This is a genomic window from Budvicia aquatica DSM 5075 = ATCC 35567 (genome assembly GCF_000427805.1).
Taxonomy (GTDB): Bacteria; Pseudomonadota; Gammaproteobacteria; order Enterobacterales; family Enterobacteriaceae; genus Budvicia; species Budvicia aquatica.
In genome coordinates this window covers 1-22,188 of record NZ_KE386588.1, presented here as the reverse complement: position 1 = coordinate 22,188, position 22,188 = coordinate 1, and the positions used below count along the sequence as shown (strand labels likewise).

The following is a 22,188-nucleotide window of genomic DNA, read 5'->3' as shown; positions in this document are numbered from 1 at the left end:
CAGTATTACAGACGTGGTAGTTTGTCTTGGCAGGTTATATGAACATTGATAACGGGAGGTCGATTTGATCCCGGACGTATCGAAAGCACTTTCTTGGCTGGAAGCGCACCCTCAGGCTTTAAAAGGTATTCAACGCGGTATTGAACGCGAAACCCTTCGCGTGACGACGGATGGTCAGTTAGCCACCACGCCACACCCTAAAACCTTAGGATCTGCATTAACCAATCGTTGGATAACGACCGATTTTGCTGAGGCACTATTGGAATTTATTACTCCGGTTGACGATAATGTCGATCACCTACTGGCATTTTTGCGCGATATCCATCGTCATGTGAGCAGAGAGCTGGGCAGTGAACGAATGTGGCCATTAAGCATGCCATGTTTTATCAGCTCTGAAGATAAGATTGAGTTAGCTCAGTACGGTACTTCTAATATCGGCCGCTTTAAGACTCTGTATCGTGAAGGGTTAAAAAACCGTTACGGTGCGCTGATGCAGACTATATCCGGGGTTCATTATAATTTCTCGTTGCCATTAGAGTTTTGGCAAGCGCGGGAAGGGATTGCTGACGCTGAAAGTGGCAAAGAGAAAATCTCCGAAGGTTATTTCCGTTTGATCCGAAACTATTATCGTTTTGGCTGGGTTATTCCTTATTTGTTTGGCGCCTCTCCGGCTGTTTGTTCATCCTTTATTAAAGGACGGGACGTAAAAATACCTTTTGAAAAGCTCAAAAACGGAGCCTGTTACTTACCTTACGCCACTTCGCTGCGTATGAGTGATTTGGGCTATACCAACAGCTCTCAAAGTAATTTAGGTATTACCTTTAATGACTTGAATACCTATGTTGAAGGGCTGAAAAAAGCAATTTCAACGCCGGCAGAACAATTTAAGCCATTGGATGAAAAGAAGAAGGGCCACTATCAGCAGCTTAATAGCAACATATTGCAGATAGAGAATGAGTTCTATGCCCCTATTCGACCGAAACGCGTTACTCGTGATGGTGAGTCACCATCCGATGCATTACTGCGCGGTGGCGTTGAATATATTGAAGTCAGAGCGTTAGATATCAATCCGTTCTCACCGATTGGTATTGATGCCGATCAGGCGCGTTTTCTGGACCTGTTCTTGATCTGGTGTACTTTAGCTGATGCGCCAGAAATGAGTAGCGATGAGCTTCAGTGTACGCGTTATAACTGGAATAGGGTCATTCTAGAAGGCCGTAAGCCGGGTCAGACTATCGGGATTGGTTGTGATACCGCCCGAGAGCCTTTGGACGTGGTGGGTAAATCATTGTTTGCTGATTTACTGCGGGTTGCCGAGGTTCTGGACAGCTCGAATAAAAATTCGCAATATCAGGATGTGTGTAATAAATTAATATCATCCTTTGATAATCCTGAACTGACGTTTTCCGGCAGAATGTTACAGGCAGTAAAAGATGTGGGTATTGGCCGCTTTGGTTTGGCCTTAGCTGAACAATATCGTCAAATGTTACAGTCTGAACCACTGAGCGTATTGACTGAGAAAGATTTAGAAGCGGAACGAATTGCTTCACTTCAACGCCAAGAAAAGATGGAAATGCAGGATACTCAAAGCTTTGATGAGTACTTAGCCGCACAGAATCGCCGATAATTGGATAAAAGAAAGGCCACATATCTAGTGGCCTTATAAACATCTCTGTACGAGGGATGATAATAACGAGTGTTGTTCTAATAGTTAGGACTCGTGTATATCTAAAAGGTTTCCTGAAAAAGTAAAAAAAATTCATTTTTTTTGAAAGGTGACGAAAATGCCATTGTTAGATAGTTTTACCGTTGATCATACTCGTATGTTAGCGCCGGCCGTCCGGGTCGCAAAAACAATGAAAACTCCTCATGGAGATACGATTACCGTATTCGATCTTCGTTTTTGTCGCCCGAATATGGAAATTCTACCGGAGAAGGGCATTCATACGCTTGAACACCTGTTTGCCGGTTTTATGCGCGACCATCTGAATGGAAATGGGGTTGAGGTTATCGATATTTCACCTATGGGATGCCGCACAGGTTTCTATATGAGCTTAATTGGCACTCCGGATGAAACTCGTGTTGCTCAGGCGTGGTCTGCGGCAATGGCTGATATCTTAAAGGTTCAGGATCAGAAGAAGATCCCTGAATTAAATGAGTACCAGTGTGGTACTTATGAAATGCATTCGTTGGAAGAGGCTCACGCCATCGCGAGTGACATTATCAGCCGGGGTATTCGAGTAAATCAAAATGATGAGCTTGCTTTGCCAAAAGATAAGTTGGCCGACTTACATCTGTAAATTCGATGTCTATACCCGTCATACTTCAAGTTGCTTGGGGTATATAATTAAAAAGCCCGAATACCGTTAACCGGTTTCGGGCTTTTAGTTTTTTCTTGTTACTAAAACGCTTAATGCTTTATATTTTTACTCAATAAATCACCGTTACGCGGGGTGATTCTTACCTGTTTAATCATGTTATTACTTACCTGAATAATATCCACGATGTAGTGTTTCAGCTCAACATGAGTACCGGCAGATGGAATGTCTTCAAGGTATTCAAGCAGCAGGCCATTGACCGTTCTGGCGGCTGAGGTAGGAAGATTCCAGTTAAATGCTTTATTGAGTTCACGAATACTGGCGCTGCCATCAACTAATATTGAACCGTCGGCCTGTGGAATAACTTCTTCAGCCAGCGAAGGGGACATGGATGTCGTGAAGTCACCGACAATCTCTTCCAGAATATCTTCTACGCTGACCAGACCTTGAATATCGCCGTATTCATCAACAATGATGCCAACCTTTTCCCGATTGCGTTGAAACTTAACTAACTGGACGTTCAGCGGTGTGCCTTCCGGAATAAAGTAGATTTTATCCGCAGCCCTCAGCATGGTCTCTTTAGTGAATTCACTTTTTTCCATCATCAGCCGATAGGCTTCACGAACGCGTAGCATACCGATAGCATCGTCGAGAGAGTCACGGTACAACACAATGCGCCCGTGGGGGGAATGGGTTAGTTGTTTAAGAATATCCTTCCATTCGTCATTGACGTTGATACCGATGATTTCACTACGCGGCACCATAATATCGTCAACGTTGACCACTTCCAGGTCAAGCACGGATAACAGCATGCTTTGATAGCGATGAGAAATCAGCGGATTAGACGCATTAACGATGGTACGTAATTCATCTTTACTGACGGCGTCTGTTCCTCGTACGTCAGAGCGTAATCCGAACAGGTGCATGATAATCCGGGTAATGCCATTGAGCAGCCATACCAGCGGAGCCATAATCTTTTGTAATGGTTTAAGTAGCAGGCTGCTGGGAAACGCAATACGCTCAGGATAGAGTGCGGCAATGGTTTTGGGTAATACTTCTGCAAATACCAATATGATAAAGGTCAGTACGCCGGTTGCGATAGCGACGCCCATATTGCCATATAGGCGTAGGCCTACGACGGTAGCCAGCGATGAGGCCAGAATATTAACCAGGTTGTTACCGATAAGCACTAAGCTTATCAATCGGTCTGGGCGTTGAAGAAGTTTCTCGACCCGGCGGGCTTGGCGATTACCTTTGCTGGCTAAGTGGCGCAACCGATAGCGGTTTAGCGTCATCATGCCGGTTTCTGATGCTGAGAAATAGGCTGAAATCAGCACCATAACGATAAGAATAATGATAAGTGTACCGGTTGATACATCGTCCACCGATCTATGCCCTCAGTTAATTCATGGTATCAGTTAAGTGAAATATAAGGACTGATTGTCAAAAATCTAGCTTAATGGGCTAGAATTTCCTGAATCAACCGACTGCCAAAATATCCCAGAGTCAGTAAAAATGCGCCCGCCAGGCTAAACCAAACAACTTTACGACCGCGCCACCCTTTACGATGATGACCCCATAATAAGATGATATATACCACCCAAGCCATAATTGACAGGGTAGTTTTGTGGATGTTTTCCCGGCCAAAGATGTTATCCAGATAAACGACACCGGTGATTAGCGTCAGCGTCAGCAGAATTAGACCAACCTGAGTAATATGGAACATGATGCGTTCAATGGATAACAGCGGAGGCATTTCACTGTTAAAAAACATTTTTTTATTTTTTAGCTGGTAGTCGATCCACGCGAGCTGTATCGCATATAAGGCAGCAATAATCAGCGTTGCATAGGAGAATAGAGCGAGCACAATATGGATAAGTAGTGTCGGGCTATCTTCCAGATGGGTAATAAATTCCCACGGGCTAAAGCTGGCTAAAGCCAGATTAATAATAGAGAAGCTGTAAACGATCGGTAGCAGAACCCATCCGCGATCTTTTGATGCGACAAAGGTCATGATGGCGCTGATCAATAAGCTGGCTACGGAAGCCATATTGAGCAAACTTAAATTTTGTCCATAATCGACATTAAAAATGCTTTGCTGCAGCGTTATGGCATGAAAAATAAGCGCAAAAACGGCTGAGATCAACGTCCAGCGACGATGAACACTCTTTTTTCTAAGCAGGCTGGGAATCACAAGCCCCAGGCTGGTTAGATAAGCGATCAATGATAGTATGGCGAAAACAGGCATAATGTTGATATTTGCATAGGCCATGGAAAAAGTATCATCAGTATAGCGTTAGTGACGCCACCCTCCAACAATTCTCACGAAGTATCGATAACAGACCTACGGATTGTTCGTGTTATACTGGCGAAAATTTGTTGCCGCCTAGGCGGTTTATCATAACGTTGAGCATGAGACAGACGATGTTTGAAAACTTAACCGATCGATTATCGCACACGCTGCGTAATATCAGTGGCCGTGGGCGGCTGACTGAAGACAATATTAAAGATACTTTGCGTGAAGTTCGCATGGCTTTACTTGAAGCTGATGTGGCTCTGCCGGTTGTTCGCGACTTTATTAGCCGAGTAAAAGAGAGTGCGGTAGGGCAAGAAGTTAATAAAAGCCTGACGCCGGGGCAAGAGTTCGTCAAGATTGTTCGCCAAGAGTTAGTGGCGGCAATGGGTGAAGAGAATAACGAACTTAATTTGGCGGCTCAGCCTCCGGCTGTAATTTTAATGGCCGGTTTGCAAGGTGCAGGTAAAACAACCAGCGTTGCTAAACTGGCTAAATTCTTAAAAGAAAAGCAAAAGAAAAAGGTATTAGTTGTTTCTGCCGACGTTTATCGCCCAGCGGCGATCCGTCAGTTAGAAACGCTGGCTGAAGCTATCGCTATCGATTTCTTCCCGTCAGACGCTCAGGAAAAACCGGTTGATATCGTTAATAAAGCCTTACAACAGGCTAAGCTAAAATTTTATGACGTTCTGATCGTCGATACCGCAGGTCGCTTGCACGTTGATGAAGCGATGATGGACGAAATTAAACAGGTCCATGCAGCCATTAACCCGGTAGAAACGCTGTTTGTTGTTGATGCAATGACCGGTCAGGACGCGGCTAATACGGCTAAAGCCTTTAATGAAGCGCTGCCGCTTACCGGTGTTGTATTGACTAAAGTGGATGGTGATGCCCGCGGCGGTGCGGCATTGTCTATTCGCCATATTACCGGTAAACCGATTAAGTTTTTGGGCGTCGGTGAGAAGACCGAAGCGCTGGAGCCTTTCCATCCTGACCGTGTTGCATCACGCATTCTCGGTATGGGGGATATGCTCTCGCTGATCGAAGACATTGAAAGTCGTGTCGATCGTGAGCAGGCTGAAAAGCTAGCCACTAAGTTGAAAAAAGGCGATGGTTTTGATCTGACCGACTTCCTCGACCAGTTAAAACAAATGCGTAATATGGGCGGCATGGCCAGTATGATGAGTAAGTTACCGGGGGCTGGTCAGATTCCGGATAACGTTAAATCTCAGATGGATGACAAGGTGCTGGTGCGCATGGAGGCAATCATTAACTCTATGACCTTCAAAGAGCGGGCTAAGCCTGAAATTATCAAAGGTTCCCGTAAGCGTCGGATTGCGGCCGGTTCAGGTATGCAGGTACAGGATGTTAACCGCCTGCTTAAGCAGTTCGATGAAATGCAACGCATGATGAAAAAGATGAAGAAGGGCGGTTTAGCTAAAATGATGCGCGGCATGAAAGGTATGATGCCACCGGGATTCCCGGGCCGTTAACTTTTAATTTTTTGTGATGATTAAAACCCCCTTTAACTGATAGGTTAAAGGGGGTTTTTATTAAAGCCGGGTAATGAGTTCGGCCAGTAGCGCAGAGCGCTTTGGCAGATCTTCAATAATAATATGTTCGTATTCGGCATGAGGACCCGCGCCGGTAGCGCCTAATCCATCCAGCGTTGGGATTCCCATTGCTGCGGTAAAGTTACCGTCGCTACCTCCGCCGACTGATGCCTCTTCTACTTCAAATCCTAGCGCCTTGGCAGCCTGCTGAGCGATACCGAACAGTTTACCAGCAGCTTCATTACGTTCCATTGGTGGACGAACCATACCGCCGGTGATAGTTAATTCAATACCCGCAAGCTTGGCCTGTGAACCGTAAATCGCCTTATGGATTCTCTCTGCTTCATCTAAACGGGTAACGCGAACATCAATGCTTAGATTGGCCTCTTCAGCAACGACGTTAATTTTATTACCGCCGCTGGCAACGCCAACGTTGACCGTAGTACCGTTTTGAGGGGCATTCAGCGAGTGGAGATATTGAATCTGATAAGACATTTCTTGAATCGCGCTAATACCGTCTTCAGGATTGTTTCCTGCATGAGCCGCACGGCCTTTAATATGCACATAAAAGCGGCCAGTACCTTTACGCCCGGTCTTTAACGCATGATTGTTGGCAGTGGTTGGCTCGGCAACTAATACCTGTCTGCAATCTTTTGCCTGCGCTTCAATCCATTCGCGTGAACTTGGGCTACCGAGCTCTTCATCAGCATTACACAGGAAACGAATATGATGATCTGCCAGTAACTCCAGCTCTTTAAGGGCTTTTACTGCCCAGATAGCCTGAATAAGCCCACCTTTCATATCGAGTACGCCGGGGCCATAAAGTTTGCCATCTTCACGGCGAAGAGAGAGCCGGCCAATATCCCATACGGTATCAAAGTGGCCCATAATTATTGTCTTTCGCGTTCCGTTGCCTATATCAAATGCCAGATGGTTGCCATATTCGCTACGGGGAAAAACTTCAGCCTTTACGCCTAAATGCCTGATAAACAGCTGTTGTAATACTTGCCCGCAGGCGTCTACCGCAGATTTATCATGTGAAGGTGATTCCGCTTTGGCCAGTAACTCCAGGTCGGCCAGAATATCATCCTGATGCTGAGTGAGATAAGAAAGGATTGCAGACATAATAATTGCCTTGTTTTTATAAAGGATTTTTGAGTATAGCGTCTGTGTAATGGAAAGATAAAACGCTTTAGGTGCTCTTTTTATATTTAATTATGCATCCCTGATGTTGCTTTTGCATCGGCTTCATTTTATTTGCATTGTTGCTTTTTGACCGGGGTTGTTAGTCTTAGCGTTCAGGCTAGTGTGTGCGGCGAACACCTTAAAATAACGACAAATAAGAGCCAGAAGTTGATGCCGGTAAGTTGGTAATGGTAAGGAGCGAAGTATGTATCTTTATGATTTAGTGATTAAGCAGGTTGATATTAAAGATCCGATTAACGGCGTTGATGGCGTGGCAGATATCGGGATTTCTGACGGACTTATTGCGGCTATTGAAGCGGATATTCCGATGCATCAGGGGCGTAAGCTTATTGACTTATCCGGGTACACCGCCATTCCGGGAATTATCGACCCGCATACCCATGTCAGTGAGTTTTGGGGAAGTCATAACGGTCAAAGCATGCTTGCTAAAGCGGGCGTATGTACCACGCTGGATATGGCCGGGCCGCTGGACGATATTCTGAAATCTATTCCTGAACATGGGGCGGGGCTAAACGTTGCCATATTACAGTTTGCCAGCCCGCCTTACACCTTTACCTGCTCTAATCCATCTCAGGAAGAAATTCACTCACTGGTCGAATCCAGCCTGCGGAATGGGGCTTATGGCGTTAAATTACTCGGCGGACACTATCCGCTGACGCCTGATGCTTCCGGACTATTGATTGCCGAAATAGCCAGGCAGGGCGGATATGTTGCCTGGCATGCAGGAACGACCGAGCATGGTTCAAATATAGAGGGGATGCGCGAAGCCATCGCTATGGCTGACGGGCATTTTTTACATCTGGCTCATATCAATAGTTATTGTCGTGGTACGGTGATCAGTGAGTTGGAAGAAACTTATGAAGCTATCAATTTATTGTTGAAACATCCTCATATCTATAGTGAATCCTACATTTCCCCTCTAAATGGAACCAGCCTTGCCTGTAAAGATGGCGTTCCTATCAGTAAGGTGACATGTAATAGTTTGCTCAAGCTAGGGTTTGAGGCGACAGAAGTCGGAATGGAAAGTGCATTTCGAGCCGGTAAAGTCGGTTGTGTCATTAATGGCGGCAGTGAGAGTGTTCGCATCAGCGGCGAGCAGGGAATAAAAATTTGGCGTGAAAACGGCACATCGTTGGGCGGCATGTTTCCGGTAAACCCGCCATTGCCCAGAATTATGTTGGCCGAAGCTAAACGCCCTGAAGGTGACTTTGTGGTTGATTGCCTTTCAACCGACGGCGGATGTCTTCCGCGTAATGTGTTAGTTGAAAAAGGCCTGGGGTTAGTTTTCTTGGATGTTATTACGCTAAATGAATTTATTCTTAAAACATCTTGGAATCCGTCCCGCATGTTGAGATTACCGAATAAAGGTAGTTTAGGGATTGGAATGGATGCGGATATTACCGTATTAGATGTTGAAAGCCGAACGCCGGTAGCCACGATTGTGGGTGGTAACATTGTGATGTTTAAGGGCTTGGTATGTGGCAGTGGCACCACAATAATCTGTACTTCACAGGGTGAAGATGCGTTAAAACGGCGTGGTATTAAAACCTATCTGGCGGATCCGTCACAAAAGCCACTGGCGATGAGTCAGACCCGATAATTAGCCATGATTATTAGGTTTAGGCTTTTAATTTAATTTATTACTAAGTTTAAAGCTCAATAGATGAGATACTCCTATATTGGCGATTGAATTTTAGAGTCAGTTTGTTGAATTATCAGCAATGCCGGTTAAATTCAGGCTTTCTTTTAAAGCAGAATCACTAATATCAGGCGCTTTAAGTTGCTTTTTGCGCCAGAATGAGTAAACTTTTCGGGCTTTTTATATTGCACCGGACCCCGTTCCTCGATGGGGTCCGTGTGTTTTATTAACTAAAGAGGATGTTATGGTAACAATTCGTTTAGCTCGTGGCGGCGCAAAAAAGCGTCCGTTTTATCAAGTTGTTGTGACCGACAGTCGTAATGCACGTGACGGTCGCTTCATCGAACGCGTAGGCTTCTTCAACCCGCTAGCAGCTGGTCAAGCAGAACGTCTGCGTTTAGATCTGGACCGTATTAGTCATTGGACTGGTCTGGGTGCAACCGTTTCTGATCGCGTTTGTGCGCTGATCAAAGACGCGAACAAAGCAGCATAATTTGTCTGGGTGGCAACAATGAGCAAACTACTAAATCCAATAGTACTCGGGAAACTGGGCTCTACATATGGTATTCGGGGTTGGCTCAGAGTCTTCTCATCCACTGAGCAGTCTGAAAGTATTTTTGATTATCAGCCGTGGTATATCCAGCAGGCTGGTGAGTGGCGCGTTGTAGAGCTGGAAGGCTGGAAACGCCACAATCAGGATCTGATTATCAAGCTGAAAGGTATTGACGATCGTGAGGTTGCTAACGGGTTAACCAATCGAGAGATTGCCGTTGACTCTGAGCAACTGCCTCCACTGGAAGACGGTGATTACTACTGGAAAGACCTTATGGGCTGCCGTGTAGTAACAACCGAAGGTTATGAACTGGGTAAAATCACAGACATGATGGAAACTGGTTCAAATGACGTTCTGGTGGTCAGGGCTAACCTGAAAGATGCTTTTGGCGCTAAAGAACGTTTAATCCCGTTCTTGGATGGACAAGTTATCAAGAAAGTCGATCTCACTGCTCAACTTGTTGAGGTAGATTGGGATCCTGGTTTCTAGCTCCGTAGTTAATGCATTTAGCATCAAACGGTAGTAGCGGATGGAACGTTAACTATGTGGATTGGTGTAATAAGCCTGTTCCCCGAAATGTTTCGCGCGATTACTGATTATGGAGTAACCGGCCGAGCAGTAAAGAATGGCCTGCTGAGTGTAGAGTTCTGGAGTCCTCGCGATTTCACGCACGATCGGCATCGCACAGTGGACGATCGGCCTTACGGCGGTGGTCCCGGCATGTTGATGATGGTTCAACCCTTACGGGATGCCATACACGCAGCAAAAACAGCGGCAGGCGAAGGGGCGAAAGTCATTTATCTTTCGCCACAGGGGCGCAAACTTGATCAACAAGGCGTTTGCGAACTGGCGGCTAATCAGAAGTTAATTTTGATTTGTGGCCGGTATGAAGGAGTGGATGAGCGCGTAATCCAAACCGAAGTCGATGAAGAATGGTCTATCGGCGATTACGTACTTAGCGGTGGTGAACTTCCCGCGATGACATTGATTGACTCAGTTTCCCGTTTTATACCGGGTGTTCTGGGGCATCAGTCGTCAGCAGAGGAGGATTCGTTTGCCGACGGTTTGTTGGACTGTCCGCACTATACTCGCCCTGAGGTGTTAGACGATATGGAAGTACCGGCAGTTCTGCTTTCGGGAAACCATGAACATATTCGCCGCTGGCGCATGAAACAGTCGTTGGGTCGAACCTGGCTTAGAAGACCTGAGCTTCTAAAAAGCCTAGCTCTGACTGATGAGCAAGCAATGCTGCTGAAACAGTTCCAACAGGAACACTCGCAGCAAGACTAATAAGGGAAGGTTAATCGTTCCCGCAGTTTCAGTTTACCTAGGGTAAGAGAGAAATTATGAGCAACATTATTAAGCAAATTGAACAAGAACAGATGAAGCAAGACGTACCTGCATTCCGTCCGGGTGATTCCCTGGAAGTTAAGGTATGGGTCGTTGAAGGTAGTAAGAAGCGTCTGCAGGCATTCGAGGGCGTGGTTATCGCTATTCGTAACCGCGGTCTGCACTCTGCATTCACTGTTCGTAAGATTTCTAACGGCGAAGGCGTAGAGCGTGTGTTCCAAACTCACTCTCCAGTTATTGACAGTATTACTGTTAAGCGTCGTGGTGCCGTTCGTCAGGCTAAACTGTACTATCTGCGTGAGCGTACTGGTAAGTCAGCTCGTATCAAAGAGCGTCTTGGTAGTAAAGCTTAAGCAACATCCAAAAGCTATTAGTTATATCGGGGTTTGGCTATTGCCAGACCCCTTTTTTTTATCGGCCTATAATGTGGTTATAGCTGTCACTAAACCCAGCCTTTAGCTCGAAATTCCGTCAGTACGCTAACGAAAGCCGTCATCTCTTCAGGTGTACCCAACGTCAGTCGGTTCCATCCTTTAGCTGGCAAAAATTCCCGTCCGACAAATACGTGATATTCCTTCATTCTGTCCTGATAGGTTTTAACATCCCCACTGACCTTATGAAAAATAAAGTTTGCCTGCGATGGTAAATAAGCCAGACCTAGCTTATCCAGCGCATTAGTGACAATTTTTCTCGATGTCTCAATTGAGGTTCGGCTAATGGTCAGGAAGGTCTTATCTTCTAATGATGCCAACGCTGCGACGGCCCCGGCAGTATTGGTATTATCCATAGAAACAAAGGGTTCAATCTGCATAATAATATCGGGATGTGCTAGCGCATAACCGATACGTAATCCGGCCAATGCATAGATTTTTGAGAATGTACGGGTCACGATAACATTCTTGTGATCTTTGGCAACTAACTCAATTCCGCTACGGAATCGAGGGTCAGTGACAAATTCAGCATAAGCCTCATCGAGGATAAACAGTACTCGCTCAGGAGCAGCCTTGATCCATGGTTCAATCAAATCTGCTGGCGTAATCGTTGCGGTGGGGTTATTTGGGTTACACAGATAGACAATCGAATAGCCGGGAAAGTCCTCTGCGGCTTTTTTCATGGTATCGATATCAAACGCCAGCTTCTCCGTCAGAGGGACCTTAATCGTTGGTACGCCCGAGGCTTTGGCATACAGTTCTGCATAATTAAAGGTTGGATCGGGCGCAATGACCTGAACTTGCTGACCGGCTTTTTGTGCGCGGTAAATGGCCATTTGTATGGCGGCTTGAATTGACTCTGATGAACCATTGCCCAATGATATTTGGTTAGATTCTAATTTATGAGATTCAGCAATTTTTTCTATCAGCTGTTCTCTTGCGGCATCAGGATAACGAAATGCATTAGGCAGGGCATCAATTACCGCCTGTTGTGCTTTTGCTGACATTCCCAGTGAATTTTCATTGAAGTTGAGCAATAAGGGTTGCTCTTTGGTTGGTTGAATCAGTAATTTTGTTGCTTTGTCAGCCGTCTGATTATCAGCACTGGCTTTCGCTACATTAGTGGCTAAATTGCCTAATGTTAGACCGCCGAGCAATAGGCCGGAAGATTTTAATAGGGTGCGCCTGTCCATTAAGTTTCTCGCTGTTGTTGGTTTTATTTTTAGCCGCAGATCGCGGTGTTAATAAAATTAACCAGTTCTCTAGACAAAGTAAATAAGGATTAGCGGTATAACGGGGAGTTGAATCAGAAGATAGGCTTGATAAATAAAAATACCGAAATATATCAATCACTACGCAGGAGGTAGTGATTGATATATTGTGATTAACCGACGATTAGTTTTTGATATTATTAGTTTCAATAATTCGTTTAACTTTATCGGCCTGAGCAGGTAAATTTAACTGGCGATAAGCATTTTCCATTAATGGTAATGCTTCACGGGTTGCTTCAGAGTTAGGGAAGTCACGTAGCATTTGCTCAACGCGATTAACTACTGCAACATAAGCGCCGCGCTTAGTGTAATATTGTGCAACTGAGAGTTCGTAGTCAGCTAAACGGTTATGTAAGAATATTAAACGTTTTTGAGCATCAGCGGCATAAGCACTTTGTGGATAGTTTTGTACTAATTGAGTGAAGTCACGGAATGCGTTACGTGCGTGCTGTGGATCGCGGTCAGAACGATCGATACCAAAGAAACTTTGTAAGGTATTATCGTCAAACGCCATATCGGTCACGCCGCGCATGTAAAGTACATAATCGATGTTTGGGTGAGTTGGATTTAAACGAGCGAATCGTTCTATGGTTGCTTGAGCTAACGGTAAATCGTCTGCTTTATAGTAAGCATAAATTAAATCCAGCTGGACTTGCTGTGAATAAGGGCCAAACGGATAGCGGTTATCTAGCGCTTCTAATTGGGTAATGGCTGCACTGAAATTACCGCTTTGTAATTTCTCTTGGGCGGTAGCGTACATTTCTGATGGTGGATTATCAGGGATAGTATCCGACGAGCAACCTGCCAACGCCAGGCTCAATGTGGCAGCAACCACTAAATATTTCATACGCATCATGACGTTTTGCTTATCCTCAGAATGTTGTTCGGGGAGACTATCCATTAAGCTCCCGATAAGTACAAGGTACAATACCATATTATTTTAAACGGCTTTACCGTCAAAACCCAACTTAAAACTTAAGAAGTTATTTATGTCACAACAAGTACAACTTGAAGCAACAGTTGCCGAATCGCAACTCGGACAACGATTAGATCAGGCTTTGGCCGAATTGTTCCCTGATTATTCACGTTCTCGCATAAAAGAATGGATTTTAGAAGAACGTGTTACCGTGAACGGGCAAATTATAGCCAAACCTAAAGAAAAAGTGTTGGGGGGAGAGTGTATCTCAATTAACGCGCTGATCGAAGAAGAAGCCCGTTGGTTACCCCAAGATATTCCATTAAATATTGTTTATGAAGATGACGATATTATTGTTATCAATAAACCAAGAGATTTTGTGGTTCATCCCGGCGCAGGGAATCCTGATGGAACCGTGCTGAATGCGTTGTTACATCATTACCCGGCCATTGTCGATGTGCCGCGAGCGGGCATTGTTCATCGCCTAGATAAAGATACTACCGGATTAATGGTGGTAGCGAAAACGGTTCCTGCCCAGACTCGGTTAGTTGAGGCTCTGCAGGCTCGTGATATTACCCGAGAATATGAAGCCGTTGCTATGGGTACCATGACTGCCGGTGGAACGGTTGATGCCAATATTGCACGTCATCCGACCAAGCGGACGCATATGTCTGTATACCCGATGGGCAAACCGGCGGTGACGCACTACCGTATCATGGAGCATTTCCGTGCACATACGCGTTTACGCTTGCGTTTAGAAACCGGAAGAACGCACCAGATTCGTGTCCATATGGCGCATATTACACATCCACTGCTTGGCGATCCTCTATATGGCGGCCGCCCTCGTTTACCGAAAGGGGCTTCAGAGGACTTTATTCAAGTACTGCGTGGTTTTGACCGTCAGGCCTTGCACGCCATCATGCTGCGCCTGAGCCACCCGATTACGGGCGAATTGATGGAGTGGCACGCCCCACTGCCTGATGATATGGTGCAATTAGTTACCGCTTTGCGGGCAGATACCGAAATATTTAAAGATGAGATGAACTGGTAATGATACCGCTACTCAAGCCAGACTGGATAATCCCTGGGCAGGTTCATGCCTGTAGCACAACGCGTAATGGCGGTGTTAGTCAGGCGCCTTACGATACGCTGAATCTTGGCGATCACGTTGGTGATGATGCCGGGTTAGTATTGCAAAATCGCCAGCGGTTAAGTCGCCAGCTTGGATTTGGCAATGATGTTGTCTGGCTTGAGCAAGTGCATGGTACCGATGTTTTAACACTGGATAAGGCTTGGCCAAATCAATGTCGTGCTGATGCCAGCTATAGCCGAACGCCGGGGCAAGTCTGTGCCATTATGACGGCGGACTGTCTGCCAGTGCTTTTTTGTTCTGTTGAAGGGAATGAAGTTGCAGCAGCGCATGCCGGGTGGCGTGGGCTTCAGGCGGGCATTTTGGAGCAAACGTTGGCGCATTTTGCCGCTGAACCGGCAAATATTGTCGCATGGCTTGGTCCGGCTATCGGGCCACAGCAGTTTGAAGTTGGCGGTGAAGTTCGTGAGGCCTTTATAAACGTCAGTCAGCAGGCTGAACGTGCATTTATTGCCAGAGGTGATAAATATTTAGCTGATATTTATATGCTGGCACGCCAACGATTGAATGCTTTAGGGATAAAACAGGTGTATGGCGGTGATTACTGTACCGTTAGCCAGCCTGAATTATTCTTCTCTTATCGGCGTGAACAGACCACGGGCCGAATGGCCAGTATGATTTGGTTTGATTAACCGATTGAATATATTCTCTTTCCTTATCCCCTCTGATAACGTCAATAATATATATTGACTTTAGTCTTGAAAAACGCATTAACAACCTCATATATACGACATAGCAACATGTTAATCATATTTTGGAGGTGTTATGCGTTTGGATCGACTTACCAGCAAGTTCCAACTCGCCCTCGCTGATGCTCAATCATTAGCTCTCGGGCGTGATAACCAGTTTATTGAGCCAATCCACTTAATGAGCACTTTATTGTCTCAGGAAGGTGGAAGCATTCGCCCGCTGCTGACTTCTGCGGGTGTTAATGTTAATCGTCTGAATAATGATTTAGACGATGCATTAAGCCGTACCGTTCAGGTTGAAGGGACAGGCGGAGACGTACAGCCATCGAATGAACTGGTCAGGATTCTTAACCTTTGCGACAAATTGGCGCAAAAAAGAAATGATAAATTTATTTCGTCAGAGTTATTTGTACTCGCTGCATTAGAAGAACGAGGCCAGTTGGGTGACTTACTCAAAAAGGCCGGAGCAACCAGTGAGAAAATGACTCAGGCTATCGATCAATTAAGAGGTGGTGATAACGTGAATGATGCCAATGCTGAAGATCAGCGTCAGGCTTTAAAGAAATACACTATCGACCTTACCGAGCGGGCAGAGCAGGGCAAATTAGACCCGGTCATCGGTCGTGATGAAGAAATTCGACGTACCATTCAGGTATTACAGCGTCGTACTAAAAACAATCCGGTATTAATCGGTGAACCCGGCGTAGGTAAAACGGCAATTGTTGAGGGTTTAGCTCAGCGCATTATTAATGGCGAAGTACCTGAAGGCCTGAAAAATAAGCGCGTACTCTCATTAGATATGGGGGCGTTGATTGCCGGTGCCAAATACCGTGGTGAATTTGAAGAGCGCTTGAAAGCGGTACTGAGTGATTTATCTAAACAGGAAGGCAGCGTTATTCTGTTTATTGATGAACTTCATACCATGGTGGGTGCCGGTAAAGGCGACGGTGCAATGGACGCAGGTAATATGCTGAAACCTGCTCTGGCTCGCGGTGAGCTTCACTGCGTTGGTGCTACAACGCTGGATGAATACCGTCAGTACATTGAGAAAGATGCCGCTCTGGAGCGCCGTTTCCAAAAAGTGTATGTTGCCGAGCCGACTGTTGAAGACACCATTGCAATTTTGCGTGGGTTAAAAGAGCGCTATGAGTTGCATCACCACGTGCAGATTACAGACCCGGCGATCGTTGCTGCGGCTACTCTGTCACATCGGTATGTCTCAGATCGACAGCTACCTGATAAAGCCATCGATCTGATTGATGAAGCTGCATCCAGTATTCGTATGCAAATTGACTCTAAGCCTGAGCCGCTCGATCGTTTAGAGCGCAGGATTATCCAGCTCAAACTGGAACAGCAGGCGTTATTAAAAGAGTCAGACGATGCCAGTAAGAAACGTCTTGAAATGCTTAACGAAGAGTTAGAGCAAAAAGAGCGTGAATATTCTGAACTGGAAGAAGAGTGGAAAGCTGAAAAAGCAGCATTGTCCGGAACTCAGACGATCAAAACTGATTTAGAGCAGGCTAGAACAAGCCTGGAGCAGGCTCGTCGCATTGGCGATCTGGCCCGCATGTCTGAGCTGCAATACGGCCAAATTCCTGAACTGGAAAAACAGCTAGCTTTAGCCATGCAGTCAGAAGGCAAGACCATGAAGCTGTTGAGAAATCGGGTTACAGATGCTGAAATCGCCGAAGTTCTGGCTAAAGCAACGGGAATTCCGGTTGACCGTATGCTGGAAGGTGAACGTGACAAATTGTTACGCATGGAACAGGAACTTCATCAGCGCGTTATCGGCCAGAATGAAGCCGTTGAGGCCGTGTCTAACGCGATTCGTCGTAGTCGGGCTGGCTTATCGGATCCGAATCGGCCAATTGGTTCGTTCTTGTTCCTCGGCCCAACGGGTGTCGGTAAAACAGAGCTAGGTAAGGCGCTGGCAAACTTTATGTTTGATAGTGACGATGCCATGGTGCGTATCGATATGTCCGAGTTTATGGAAAAACATACGGTTTCTCGCTTAGTGGGTGCACCTCCGGGATACGTTGGTTATGAAGAGGGTGGTTATTTAACTGAGGCTGTTCGCCGTCGTCCTTATTCAGTCATCTTGCTGGATGAGGTCGAGAAAGCTCACCCGGACGTATTTAATATTTTATTACAGGTATTAGATGATGGCCGGTTAACTGACGGGCAAGGCCGTACGGTAGATTTCCGTAATACCGTGGTTATTATGACTTCTAACTTAGGGTCTGATTTAATTCAAGATCGTTTCGGCCAGTTGGGCTATAGCGAAATGAAAGACTTAGTTATGGACGTTGTTAGTCATCATTTCCGCCCGGAATTTATTAACCGTATTGATGAAACGGTGGTATTCCATCCGTTGGCAGAAAGTCAGATTATGTCGATTGCCCGCATTCAACTGGAGCGTTTGTATCAGCGTCTGGAAGAGCGTGGTTATATCGTCAGTATTACTGATGACGCGTTAGCATTGTTATCGAAAGAAGGTTTCGACCCGGTCTATGGTGCACGTCCGTTAAAACGTGCTATCCAGCAGGAGATCGAAAACCCTCTGGCACAACAAATTTTGTCAGGCAAATTGTTGCCTGGTGCTCCGGTTGTGCTGGACGTTGATGGTGATAAAATTGTCGCTATACAGTAATAGCTAGCGGTAAGAGTATAAAAGGGTGGCATATTGCCACCCTTTTATTTATCTGAATTTTATTATTCAGATGATGTTTTGATTTTTTCCCAACTGAGGCCAAATCGGGCTAAATATTTTCTTAATCGATCGGCATCATTAGGATTCTGTTTTAGCTGTCGGGAGATAGCAAATAATTTACGACCGGCTTCTGACAGGCTGGAACTTGCCCGACAAACGTCTAAAACCGATTTCAATTGGTAGCGATCAAACAGATCAATCGGTTGTTCCAGTTCAGGCAATGGCTCTTCTTCCGCGCCATATCCCCAGCCATTTTGTAAACGCGCTATCTCATCGCAGACTACCGAGTCAGTAATTCGCCCTGATTCAGCCAGCGTAGCCATTCTGGTTACCGATGCTCCTAGCTCACGAAAATTTCCTGACCATAAAGCGCCCGGTGACGTGGCAAATGATAGGTACTTGCGCCTGGATTCTACATTAAACCGGTTTTGCTCCCCTTGTTCGCGGGCAAATTTCGCCAGTTCATAATCAAGATTAGGTTCAATGTCTTCACTGCGCTGAGCCAGTCCCGGAAGATGGTAGGTCCATAAATTTATACGGGCATAAAGATCTTCGCGAAATAGTCCTTCGCTCACCTGTTTACGCAGATCTCGGTGAGTTCCTGCGATTAACTGGAAGTGGCTTTGTACTTCTTTATCACCACCAAAAGGGAAAAAGCGTTTTTCTTCAATAGCCTTAAGTAACATGGCCTGTTCATCAAGGCCTAATTCTCCAATTTCATCCAGAAACAGCATTCCGTTATCTGCCATCCGAAGCAATCCTGAACGATCGTTTTGAGCGCCGGTAAATGACCCCTTAACGTGGCCGAATAACGTCGACATGGCACTGTCTCCGCGCAAGGTCGCGCAGTTTACTTCAACAAATTGACCGCTGATTTGGTGCCTGTCTAACTTTAACTCATAGATTCTGTGGGCAAGGAATGACTTACCTGCTCCAGTGGGGCCAATCATTAATATCGGGGCTTTTGAACGAATGGCGACGCGCTCAATTTCTTCAATTAACCGGTTGAATGTGGCATTACGGGTTGCAATACCGGCTTTCAGATAAGAAACCGAGTTCTCACTTAGCTGCCGAAAGCGGGTTGAAATCTTATCGTATCGGCTAAGGTCAAGATCGATAATTGAATAATTTCCGGCAGGAACGGCTACTTGCTCTTCCTCTTTTCGTTCTCTGACCGGCATCGTCTGAATCAGCTTTGCCGGCAGGTAGTGGGCTTCAGTAAGTAGAAACCAGCATATTTGTACAACATGAGTACCGGTAGTTATGTGAATTAAATACTCTTCGTTTTCGGGATCGAAAGTGTAGTGTTCAGCAAAATCTAATAATGTTGTATAAACCTCTTCAATATCCCAAGGGTTCTTCAACTGGACAGGAATAAGTTTTACCTCTGTCGTTGGTGAAACCTGAATGATATCTTGAGCGACCTGTTCAGCCATTCCGCGGTCTCGGGGCTGGTGAAGTAACTCTAACCGATCAATTGGAACATCAGGCTGCTGGCAAAGGCCTACGGTCGGGCGCCATTTATTCCAGCGGTTTTCACGTTTACCACGCTTATCTAACACAGTGCCTAAAACGCCGATAACGACCCGTTTCATAACTTATCCTTAAATATAAAAACTATCTCAGAGAATAAGATATTTTGTAATTAAGTTCGAGCGCTTAGGTTGAAATATCGCTGTTTATTAAAAATAGTCATATTTATCATTGCATTGATTTTATTAGCAGATTGTTGGCATGATATTCGCTACCTAATATGACTCAGGACACTATTGAAAGCCTGAAAACATTCAAGAGGAATAAATATAATGAAAACGGATTTACTCTTAGGCCGACTGAGTTTACCTGCCAGCAATCATCCTGTTTCGGATGAAATGCGCAGCCGAATATTAGATGAGCTAAAGGTTATCGAAGAAAAATATGAGGTAGACGTTCTTTATGCCTGCGAATCGGGGAGCCGAGGGTGGGGATTTGCCTCGACGGATAGCGATTATGACGTACGTTTTATTTATGTTCACAAAGCAAGCTGGTATCTGACCGTTGAACCGGGCAGGGATGTTATTGAACGTCCGCTTGATGACGAACTGGATATCAGTGGTTGGGAGCTGCGTAAAACTTTAGGCCTGCTTAAGCGGGCAAACCCAACGCTACTCGAGTGGTTAGACTCACCGATTATTTATCGTGAAGATAAATTGTTTATGTCAGAGCTTCATACGCTAGCTAACGTATTTTTCTCAAGCATACGCGCCAGATACCACTATTTATCTATGGCGAAGAAAAACTTTCGCGGATATTTACAAGGCGATACCGTCAGGCTAAAAAAGTACTTATATGTATTACGCCCGCTGCTGGCGGTGAAATGGATTGAGGAGCGGGCCAGCGTGCCACCAATGCCATTCTCTCTATTGTTGGATATTCTTAATCCTAAAGAATACGAGGAGCTATTAGCTGAAATTGACTATTTGCTGAAAGTTAAGCGAGCGAATACTGAATCTCAGTATGGCGATAAATTGTGGCATATACATAATTTCATTGAGGGTGAGTTAGACCGCTATGCGTTAAGTTCTTTCGAGATAGATAAGGATGAACATCTGCCAGAAGTATCGAAACTCGATGATTTATTAAGACGCTGCGTTACATTGTAATTTCAATATGCTCATTCAAAGCGCCTGTTAATTTTTAACAGGCGCTTCTTATCTTCAAAATGAGGGGGGTAATGACTAACGCTATCATCAGCGCCGATAAAGTAGTGACGACGACTATGCCCAATGAATAGCTTGGGTAAATAAAAATCATTCTGGTAGTCACAATTGTGACAGACAGATAAGTAACAACGAGCCAGTATTTCAGTGAAATGTCAGGTTGTGTTGGTTCAGACTGCGGCATTAACAATATATAACAACAAATGACTAACCCGCCGACGATGGTACTCGTATGTTGTAACACTTTATACAAAGGGACTGACATGTGGAATAAATCGAGGGTGACTAAAGAATAGTGAAAGTATTCGACGAAAAATGCACCCTGATGAGTGAAGCTGTCCCAGAGCAGGTGAGAGATAACGCCGAACATAATAGAAAGCGTTAATGCGACTTTGTGGTTTTGCATATAGACCAACCAATCTAGCTGGGCCAGATGGGCTAAGCGGCGGTATAGAAAACTAGGCAGGTTATTAATTAACGCATTTCTTATCGAACAGTGAAACAGCACGGTTAATAACAAAGCTACCGGGATATCGAAAAGAAAGATGCCTGACAGCGTGTGGCTGTAGAGACTTTTAACGTCCATTCTAAAAAAGTATTCAAAATCCGGAGCCATGCTTCCGGCAATCATTCCTGACATTGAATACCTCTTGGCTAACACTGAACTGAAAGGTAAGACAGCGGCCGGATGAGCAAAAGTAAAGGGCATAGTAGGGCCGCTTTTGGAGAATAAATGATATCGGCAATCTATCCGCACTGTGTGAAGATAAAATGAAGTACAAATAGTTAGTGTTTTTGGCCGGGTGAAACCTCAAATATTTGACGAATCTCATCTCTGTGGCGAATAAATGAGCGCTTAGCATGTTTTTTAAAATTAACACTTGCCAGATAATTTTGAGTCCCTATAATGCGCAACCTCTGACACGGCAAACAGCCGCGCAGACCGAGATGTGGGTGAATAAATCTGAGATTTAACACTTGACTCTCTAACGGGTTAGCGTATTATTCGCAGCCCGTGTTGCAGGAAGTTTTCTCCCTACAACACCGCTCTTTAACAATTTATCAGACAATCTGTGTGGGCACTCACAAGACGGTATCAAAGCTGCTATTTATTCACGTAAATGGTGGCAAAAAAATATACTAAGTCTTAAAGAGTGACCAAGCAGTAATTCATTTGTAATTTATTACAATAGTTTTATTACGAAAGTAATCTTTGAGCATCAAGCTTTTAATTGAAGAGTTTGATCATGGCTCAGATTGAACGCTGGCGGCAGGCCTAACACATGCAAGTCGAGCGGCAGCGGAAAGTAGCTTGCTACTTTGCCGGCGAGCGGCGGACGGGTGAGTAATGTCTGGGGATCTGCCTGATGGAGGGGGATAACTACTGGAAACGGTAGCTAATACCGCGTA

19 protein-coding genes and 1 rRNA gene are annotated in these 22,188 nt (G+C 45.2%); 13 read left to right on the top strand and 7 right to left on the bottom strand.

The features are described from left to right. The first annotated feature begins 64 nt into the window (after positions 1 to 64). Both gshA and luxS read left to right on the top strand, forming a co-directional pair. A complete protein-coding gene (gene gshA, locus YWE_RS0123940; protein WP_029096711.1) occupies positions 65 to 1,627 on the top strand; it encodes a glutamate--cysteine ligase in 1,563 nt (520 codons plus the stop codon). A gap of 157 nt (positions 1,628 to 1,784) precedes the next feature. Next, positions 1,785 to 2,300, top strand: coding sequence for an S-ribosylhomocysteine lyase (gene luxS, locus YWE_RS0123935; RefSeq protein WP_029096710.1), 516 nt, complete (start codon positions 1,785 to 1,787; stop codon positions 2,298 to 2,300). A 110-nt stretch (positions 2,301 to 2,410) separates the two neighbouring features. Here the strand turns inward: luxS and YWE_RS0123930 are convergent, their stop codons facing one another. Together YWE_RS0123930 and YWE_RS0123925 are read right to left on the bottom strand one after the other, a co-directional pair. Next, positions 2,411 to 3,703, bottom strand: coding sequence for a CNNM domain-containing protein (locus YWE_RS0123930; RefSeq protein ID WP_029096709.1), 1,293 nt, complete (start codon positions 3,701 to 3,703; stop codon positions 2,411 to 2,413). Positions 3,704 to 3,774: 71 nt separating this feature from the next. Beyond that, entirely contained in the window at positions 3,775 to 4,566 is a 792-nt protein-coding gene (locus YWE_RS0123925; RefSeq protein WP_029096708.1) for a cytochrome C assembly family protein, read from the bottom strand. A gap of 176 nt (positions 4,567 to 4,742) precedes the next feature. Between YWE_RS0123925 and ffh the strand changes: the two genes are divergently transcribed. Next, positions 4,743 to 6,104, top strand: a complete 1,362-nt coding sequence (gene ffh / locus YWE_RS0123920) for a signal recognition particle protein (protein ID WP_029096707.1) — start codon at positions 4,743 to 4,745, stop codon at positions 6,102 to 6,104. A 60-nt stretch (positions 6,105 to 6,164) separates the two neighbouring features. On the opposite strand, the gene YWE_RS0123915 is transcribed toward ffh, so the two are convergent. Further along, positions 6,165 to 7,289: a M20 family metallopeptidase gene (locus tag YWE_RS0123915; protein WP_029096706.1), complete on the bottom strand. Its 1,125-nt coding sequence runs from the start codon at positions 7,287 to 7,289 to the stop codon at positions 6,165 to 6,167. A gap of 265 nt (positions 7,290 to 7,554) precedes the next feature. Between YWE_RS0123915 and YWE_RS0123910 the strand changes: the two genes are divergently transcribed. The 5 genes from YWE_RS0123910 (at position 7,555) to rplS (ending at position 11,265) form a co-directional block, all read left to right on the top strand. Further along, positions 7,555 to 8,970, top strand: coding sequence for an amidohydrolase family protein (locus tag YWE_RS0123910; RefSeq protein WP_029096705.1), 1,416 nt, complete (start codon positions 7,555 to 7,557; stop codon positions 8,968 to 8,970). Positions 8,971 to 9,253: 283 nt separating this feature from the next. Next, positions 9,254 to 9,502, top strand: a complete 249-nt coding sequence (gene rpsP, locus YWE_RS0123905; RefSeq protein ID WP_029096704.1) for a 30S ribosomal protein S16 — start codon at positions 9,254 to 9,256, stop codon at positions 9,500 to 9,502. Positions 9,503 to 9,520: 18 nt separating this feature from the next. Next, positions 9,521 to 10,051, top strand: a complete 531-nt coding sequence (rimM, locus tag YWE_RS0123900) for a ribosome maturation factor RimM (protein WP_029096703.1) — start codon at positions 9,521 to 9,523, stop codon at positions 10,049 to 10,051. A 54-nt stretch (positions 10,052 to 10,105) separates the two neighbouring features. Continuing rightward, positions 10,106 to 10,852 (top strand): tRNA (guanosine(37)-N1)-methyltransferase TrmD, encoded by a 747-nt coding sequence (gene trmD, locus YWE_RS0123895; protein WP_029096702.1) that lies wholly within the window; start codon positions 10,106 to 10,108, stop codon positions 10,850 to 10,852. Between the two features lie 56 nt (positions 10,853 to 10,908). Next, the gene (gene rplS / locus YWE_RS0123890) at positions 10,909 to 11,265 is read left to right on the top strand and encodes a 50S ribosomal protein L19 (protein WP_029096701.1); all 357 of its coding nucleotides are present in this window, start codon (positions 10,909 to 10,911) and stop codon (positions 11,263 to 11,265) included. 89 nt (positions 11,266 to 11,354) lie between these two features. Here rplS and YWE_RS0123885 read toward each other — a convergent pair whose 3' ends face one another. Beyond that, the gene (locus YWE_RS0123885) at positions 11,355 to 12,536 is read right to left on the bottom strand and encodes a pyridoxal phosphate-dependent aminotransferase (RefSeq protein WP_029096700.1); all 1,182 of its coding nucleotides are present in this window, start codon (positions 12,534 to 12,536) and stop codon (positions 11,355 to 11,357) included. 202 nt (positions 12,537 to 12,738) lie between these two features. Beyond that, a complete protein-coding gene (bamD, locus tag YWE_RS0123880; RefSeq protein WP_029096699.1) occupies positions 12,739 to 13,470 on the bottom strand; it encodes an outer membrane protein assembly factor BamD in 732 nt (243 codons plus the stop codon). A gap of 133 nt (positions 13,471 to 13,603) precedes the next feature. Here bamD and rluD point away from each other — a divergent pair, with 133 nt between their 5' ends. The 3 genes from rluD to clpB all read left to right on the top strand — a co-directional run bounded on the left by rluD (position 13,604) and on the right by clpB (position 18,019). Then, positions 13,604 to 14,581, top strand: a complete 978-nt coding sequence (gene rluD / locus YWE_RS0123875; protein ID WP_029096698.1) for a 23S rRNA pseudouridine(1911/1915/1917) synthase RluD — start codon at positions 13,604 to 13,606, stop codon at positions 14,579 to 14,581. Then, a complete protein-coding gene (yfiH, locus tag YWE_RS0123870) occupies positions 14,581 to 15,312 on the top strand; it encodes a purine nucleoside phosphorylase YfiH (RefSeq protein WP_029096697.1) in 732 nt (243 codons plus the stop codon). The genes rluD and yfiH overlap by 1 nt, the downstream gene beginning before the upstream one ends. A gap of 133 nt (positions 15,313 to 15,445) precedes the next feature. After that, positions 15,446 to 18,019, top strand: coding sequence for an ATP-dependent chaperone ClpB (gene clpB / locus YWE_RS0123865; RefSeq protein ID WP_029096696.1), 2,574 nt, complete (start codon positions 15,446 to 15,448; stop codon positions 18,017 to 18,019). A 62-nt stretch (positions 18,020 to 18,081) separates the two neighbouring features. On the opposite strand, the gene rtcR is transcribed toward clpB, so the two are convergent. Continuing rightward, positions 18,082 to 19,674, bottom strand: a complete 1,593-nt coding sequence (gene rtcR / locus YWE_RS0123860) for an RNA repair transcriptional activator RtcR (protein ID WP_029096695.1) — start codon at positions 19,672 to 19,674, stop codon at positions 18,082 to 18,084. Positions 19,675 to 19,884: 210 nt separating this feature from the next. On the opposite strand from rtcR, the gene YWE_RS0123855 reads away from it, so the two are divergent. Then, on the top strand, positions 19,885 to 20,721 hold the full coding sequence (locus tag YWE_RS0123855) for a nucleotidyltransferase domain-containing protein (RefSeq protein WP_029096694.1): 837 nt from the start codon (positions 19,885 to 19,887) through the stop codon (positions 20,719 to 20,721). A gap of 34 nt (positions 20,722 to 20,755) precedes the next feature. Here the strand turns inward: YWE_RS0123855 and YWE_RS0123850 are convergent, their stop codons facing one another. Next, positions 20,756 to 21,487 carry a DUF4184 family protein gene (locus YWE_RS0123850; protein ID WP_029096693.1) on the bottom strand — a complete coding sequence of 244 codons (732 nt, stop codon included), beginning with the start codon at positions 21,485 to 21,487 and terminating at the stop codon, positions 20,756 to 20,758. Between the two features lie 520 nt (positions 21,488 to 22,007). On the opposite strand from YWE_RS0123850, the gene YWE_RS0123845 reads away from it, so the two are divergent. Next, a 16S ribosomal RNA gene (locus YWE_RS0123845) occupies positions 22,008 to 22,188 on the top strand; the annotation flags it as partial.

Excerpts from the sequence above, each read along its gene's own strand:
- clpB (WP_029096696.1), top strand. The coding sequence starts at position 15,446 with ATGCGTTTGGATCGACTTACCAGCAAGTTCCAACTCGCCCTCGCTGAT.
- ffh (WP_029096707.1), top strand. The coding sequence starts at position 4,743 with ATGTTTGAAAACTTAACCGATCGATTATCGCACACGCTGCGTAATATC.
- trmD (WP_029096702.1), top strand. The coding sequence starts at position 10,106 with ATGTGGATTGGTGTAATAAGCCTGTTCCCCGAAATGTTTCGCGCGATT.
- YWE_RS0123925 (WP_029096708.1), bottom strand. The coding sequence starts at position 4,566 with ATGCCTGTTTTCGCCATACTATCATTGATCGCTTATCTAACCAGCCTG.
- bamD (WP_029096699.1), bottom strand. The coding sequence starts at position 13,470 with ATGATGCGTATGAAATATTTAGTGGTTGCTGCCACATTGAGCCTGGCG.
- rtcR (WP_029096695.1), bottom strand. The coding sequence starts at position 19,674 with ATGAAACGGGTCGTTATCGGCGTTTTAGGCACTGTGTTAGATAAGCGT.
- YWE_RS0123885 (WP_029096700.1), bottom strand. The coding sequence starts at position 12,536 with ATGGACAGGCGCACCCTATTAAAATCTTCCGGCCTATTGCTCGGCGGT.
- rluD (WP_029096698.1), top strand. The coding sequence starts at position 13,604 with ATGTCACAACAAGTACAACTTGAAGCAACAGTTGCCGAATCGCAACTC.
- YWE_RS0123850 (WP_029096693.1), bottom strand. The coding sequence starts at position 21,487 with ATGCCCTTTACTTTTGCTCATCCGGCCGCTGTCTTACCTTTCAGTTCA.
- luxS (WP_029096710.1), top strand. The coding sequence starts at position 1,785 with ATGCCATTGTTAGATAGTTTTACCGTTGATCATACTCGTATGTTAGCG.
- yfiH (WP_029096697.1), top strand. The coding sequence starts at position 14,581 with ATGATACCGCTACTCAAGCCAGACTGGATAATCCCTGGGCAGGTTCAT.
- YWE_RS0123915 (WP_029096706.1), bottom strand. The coding sequence starts at position 7,289 with ATGTCTGCAATCCTTTCTTATCTCACTCAGCATCAGGATGATATTCTG.
- YWE_RS0123910 (WP_029096705.1), top strand. The coding sequence starts at position 7,555 with ATGTATCTTTATGATTTAGTGATTAAGCAGGTTGATATTAAAGATCCG.
- rplS (WP_029096701.1), top strand. The coding sequence starts at position 10,909 with ATGAGCAACATTATTAAGCAAATTGAACAAGAACAGATGAAGCAAGAC.
- rimM (WP_029096703.1), top strand. The coding sequence starts at position 9,521 with ATGAGCAAACTACTAAATCCAATAGTACTCGGGAAACTGGGCTCTACA.
- rpsP (WP_029096704.1), top strand. The coding sequence starts at position 9,254 with ATGGTAACAATTCGTTTAGCTCGTGGCGGCGCAAAAAAGCGTCCGTTT.
- YWE_RS0123855 (WP_029096694.1), top strand. The coding sequence starts at position 19,885 with ATGAAAACGGATTTACTCTTAGGCCGACTGAGTTTACCTGCCAGCAAT.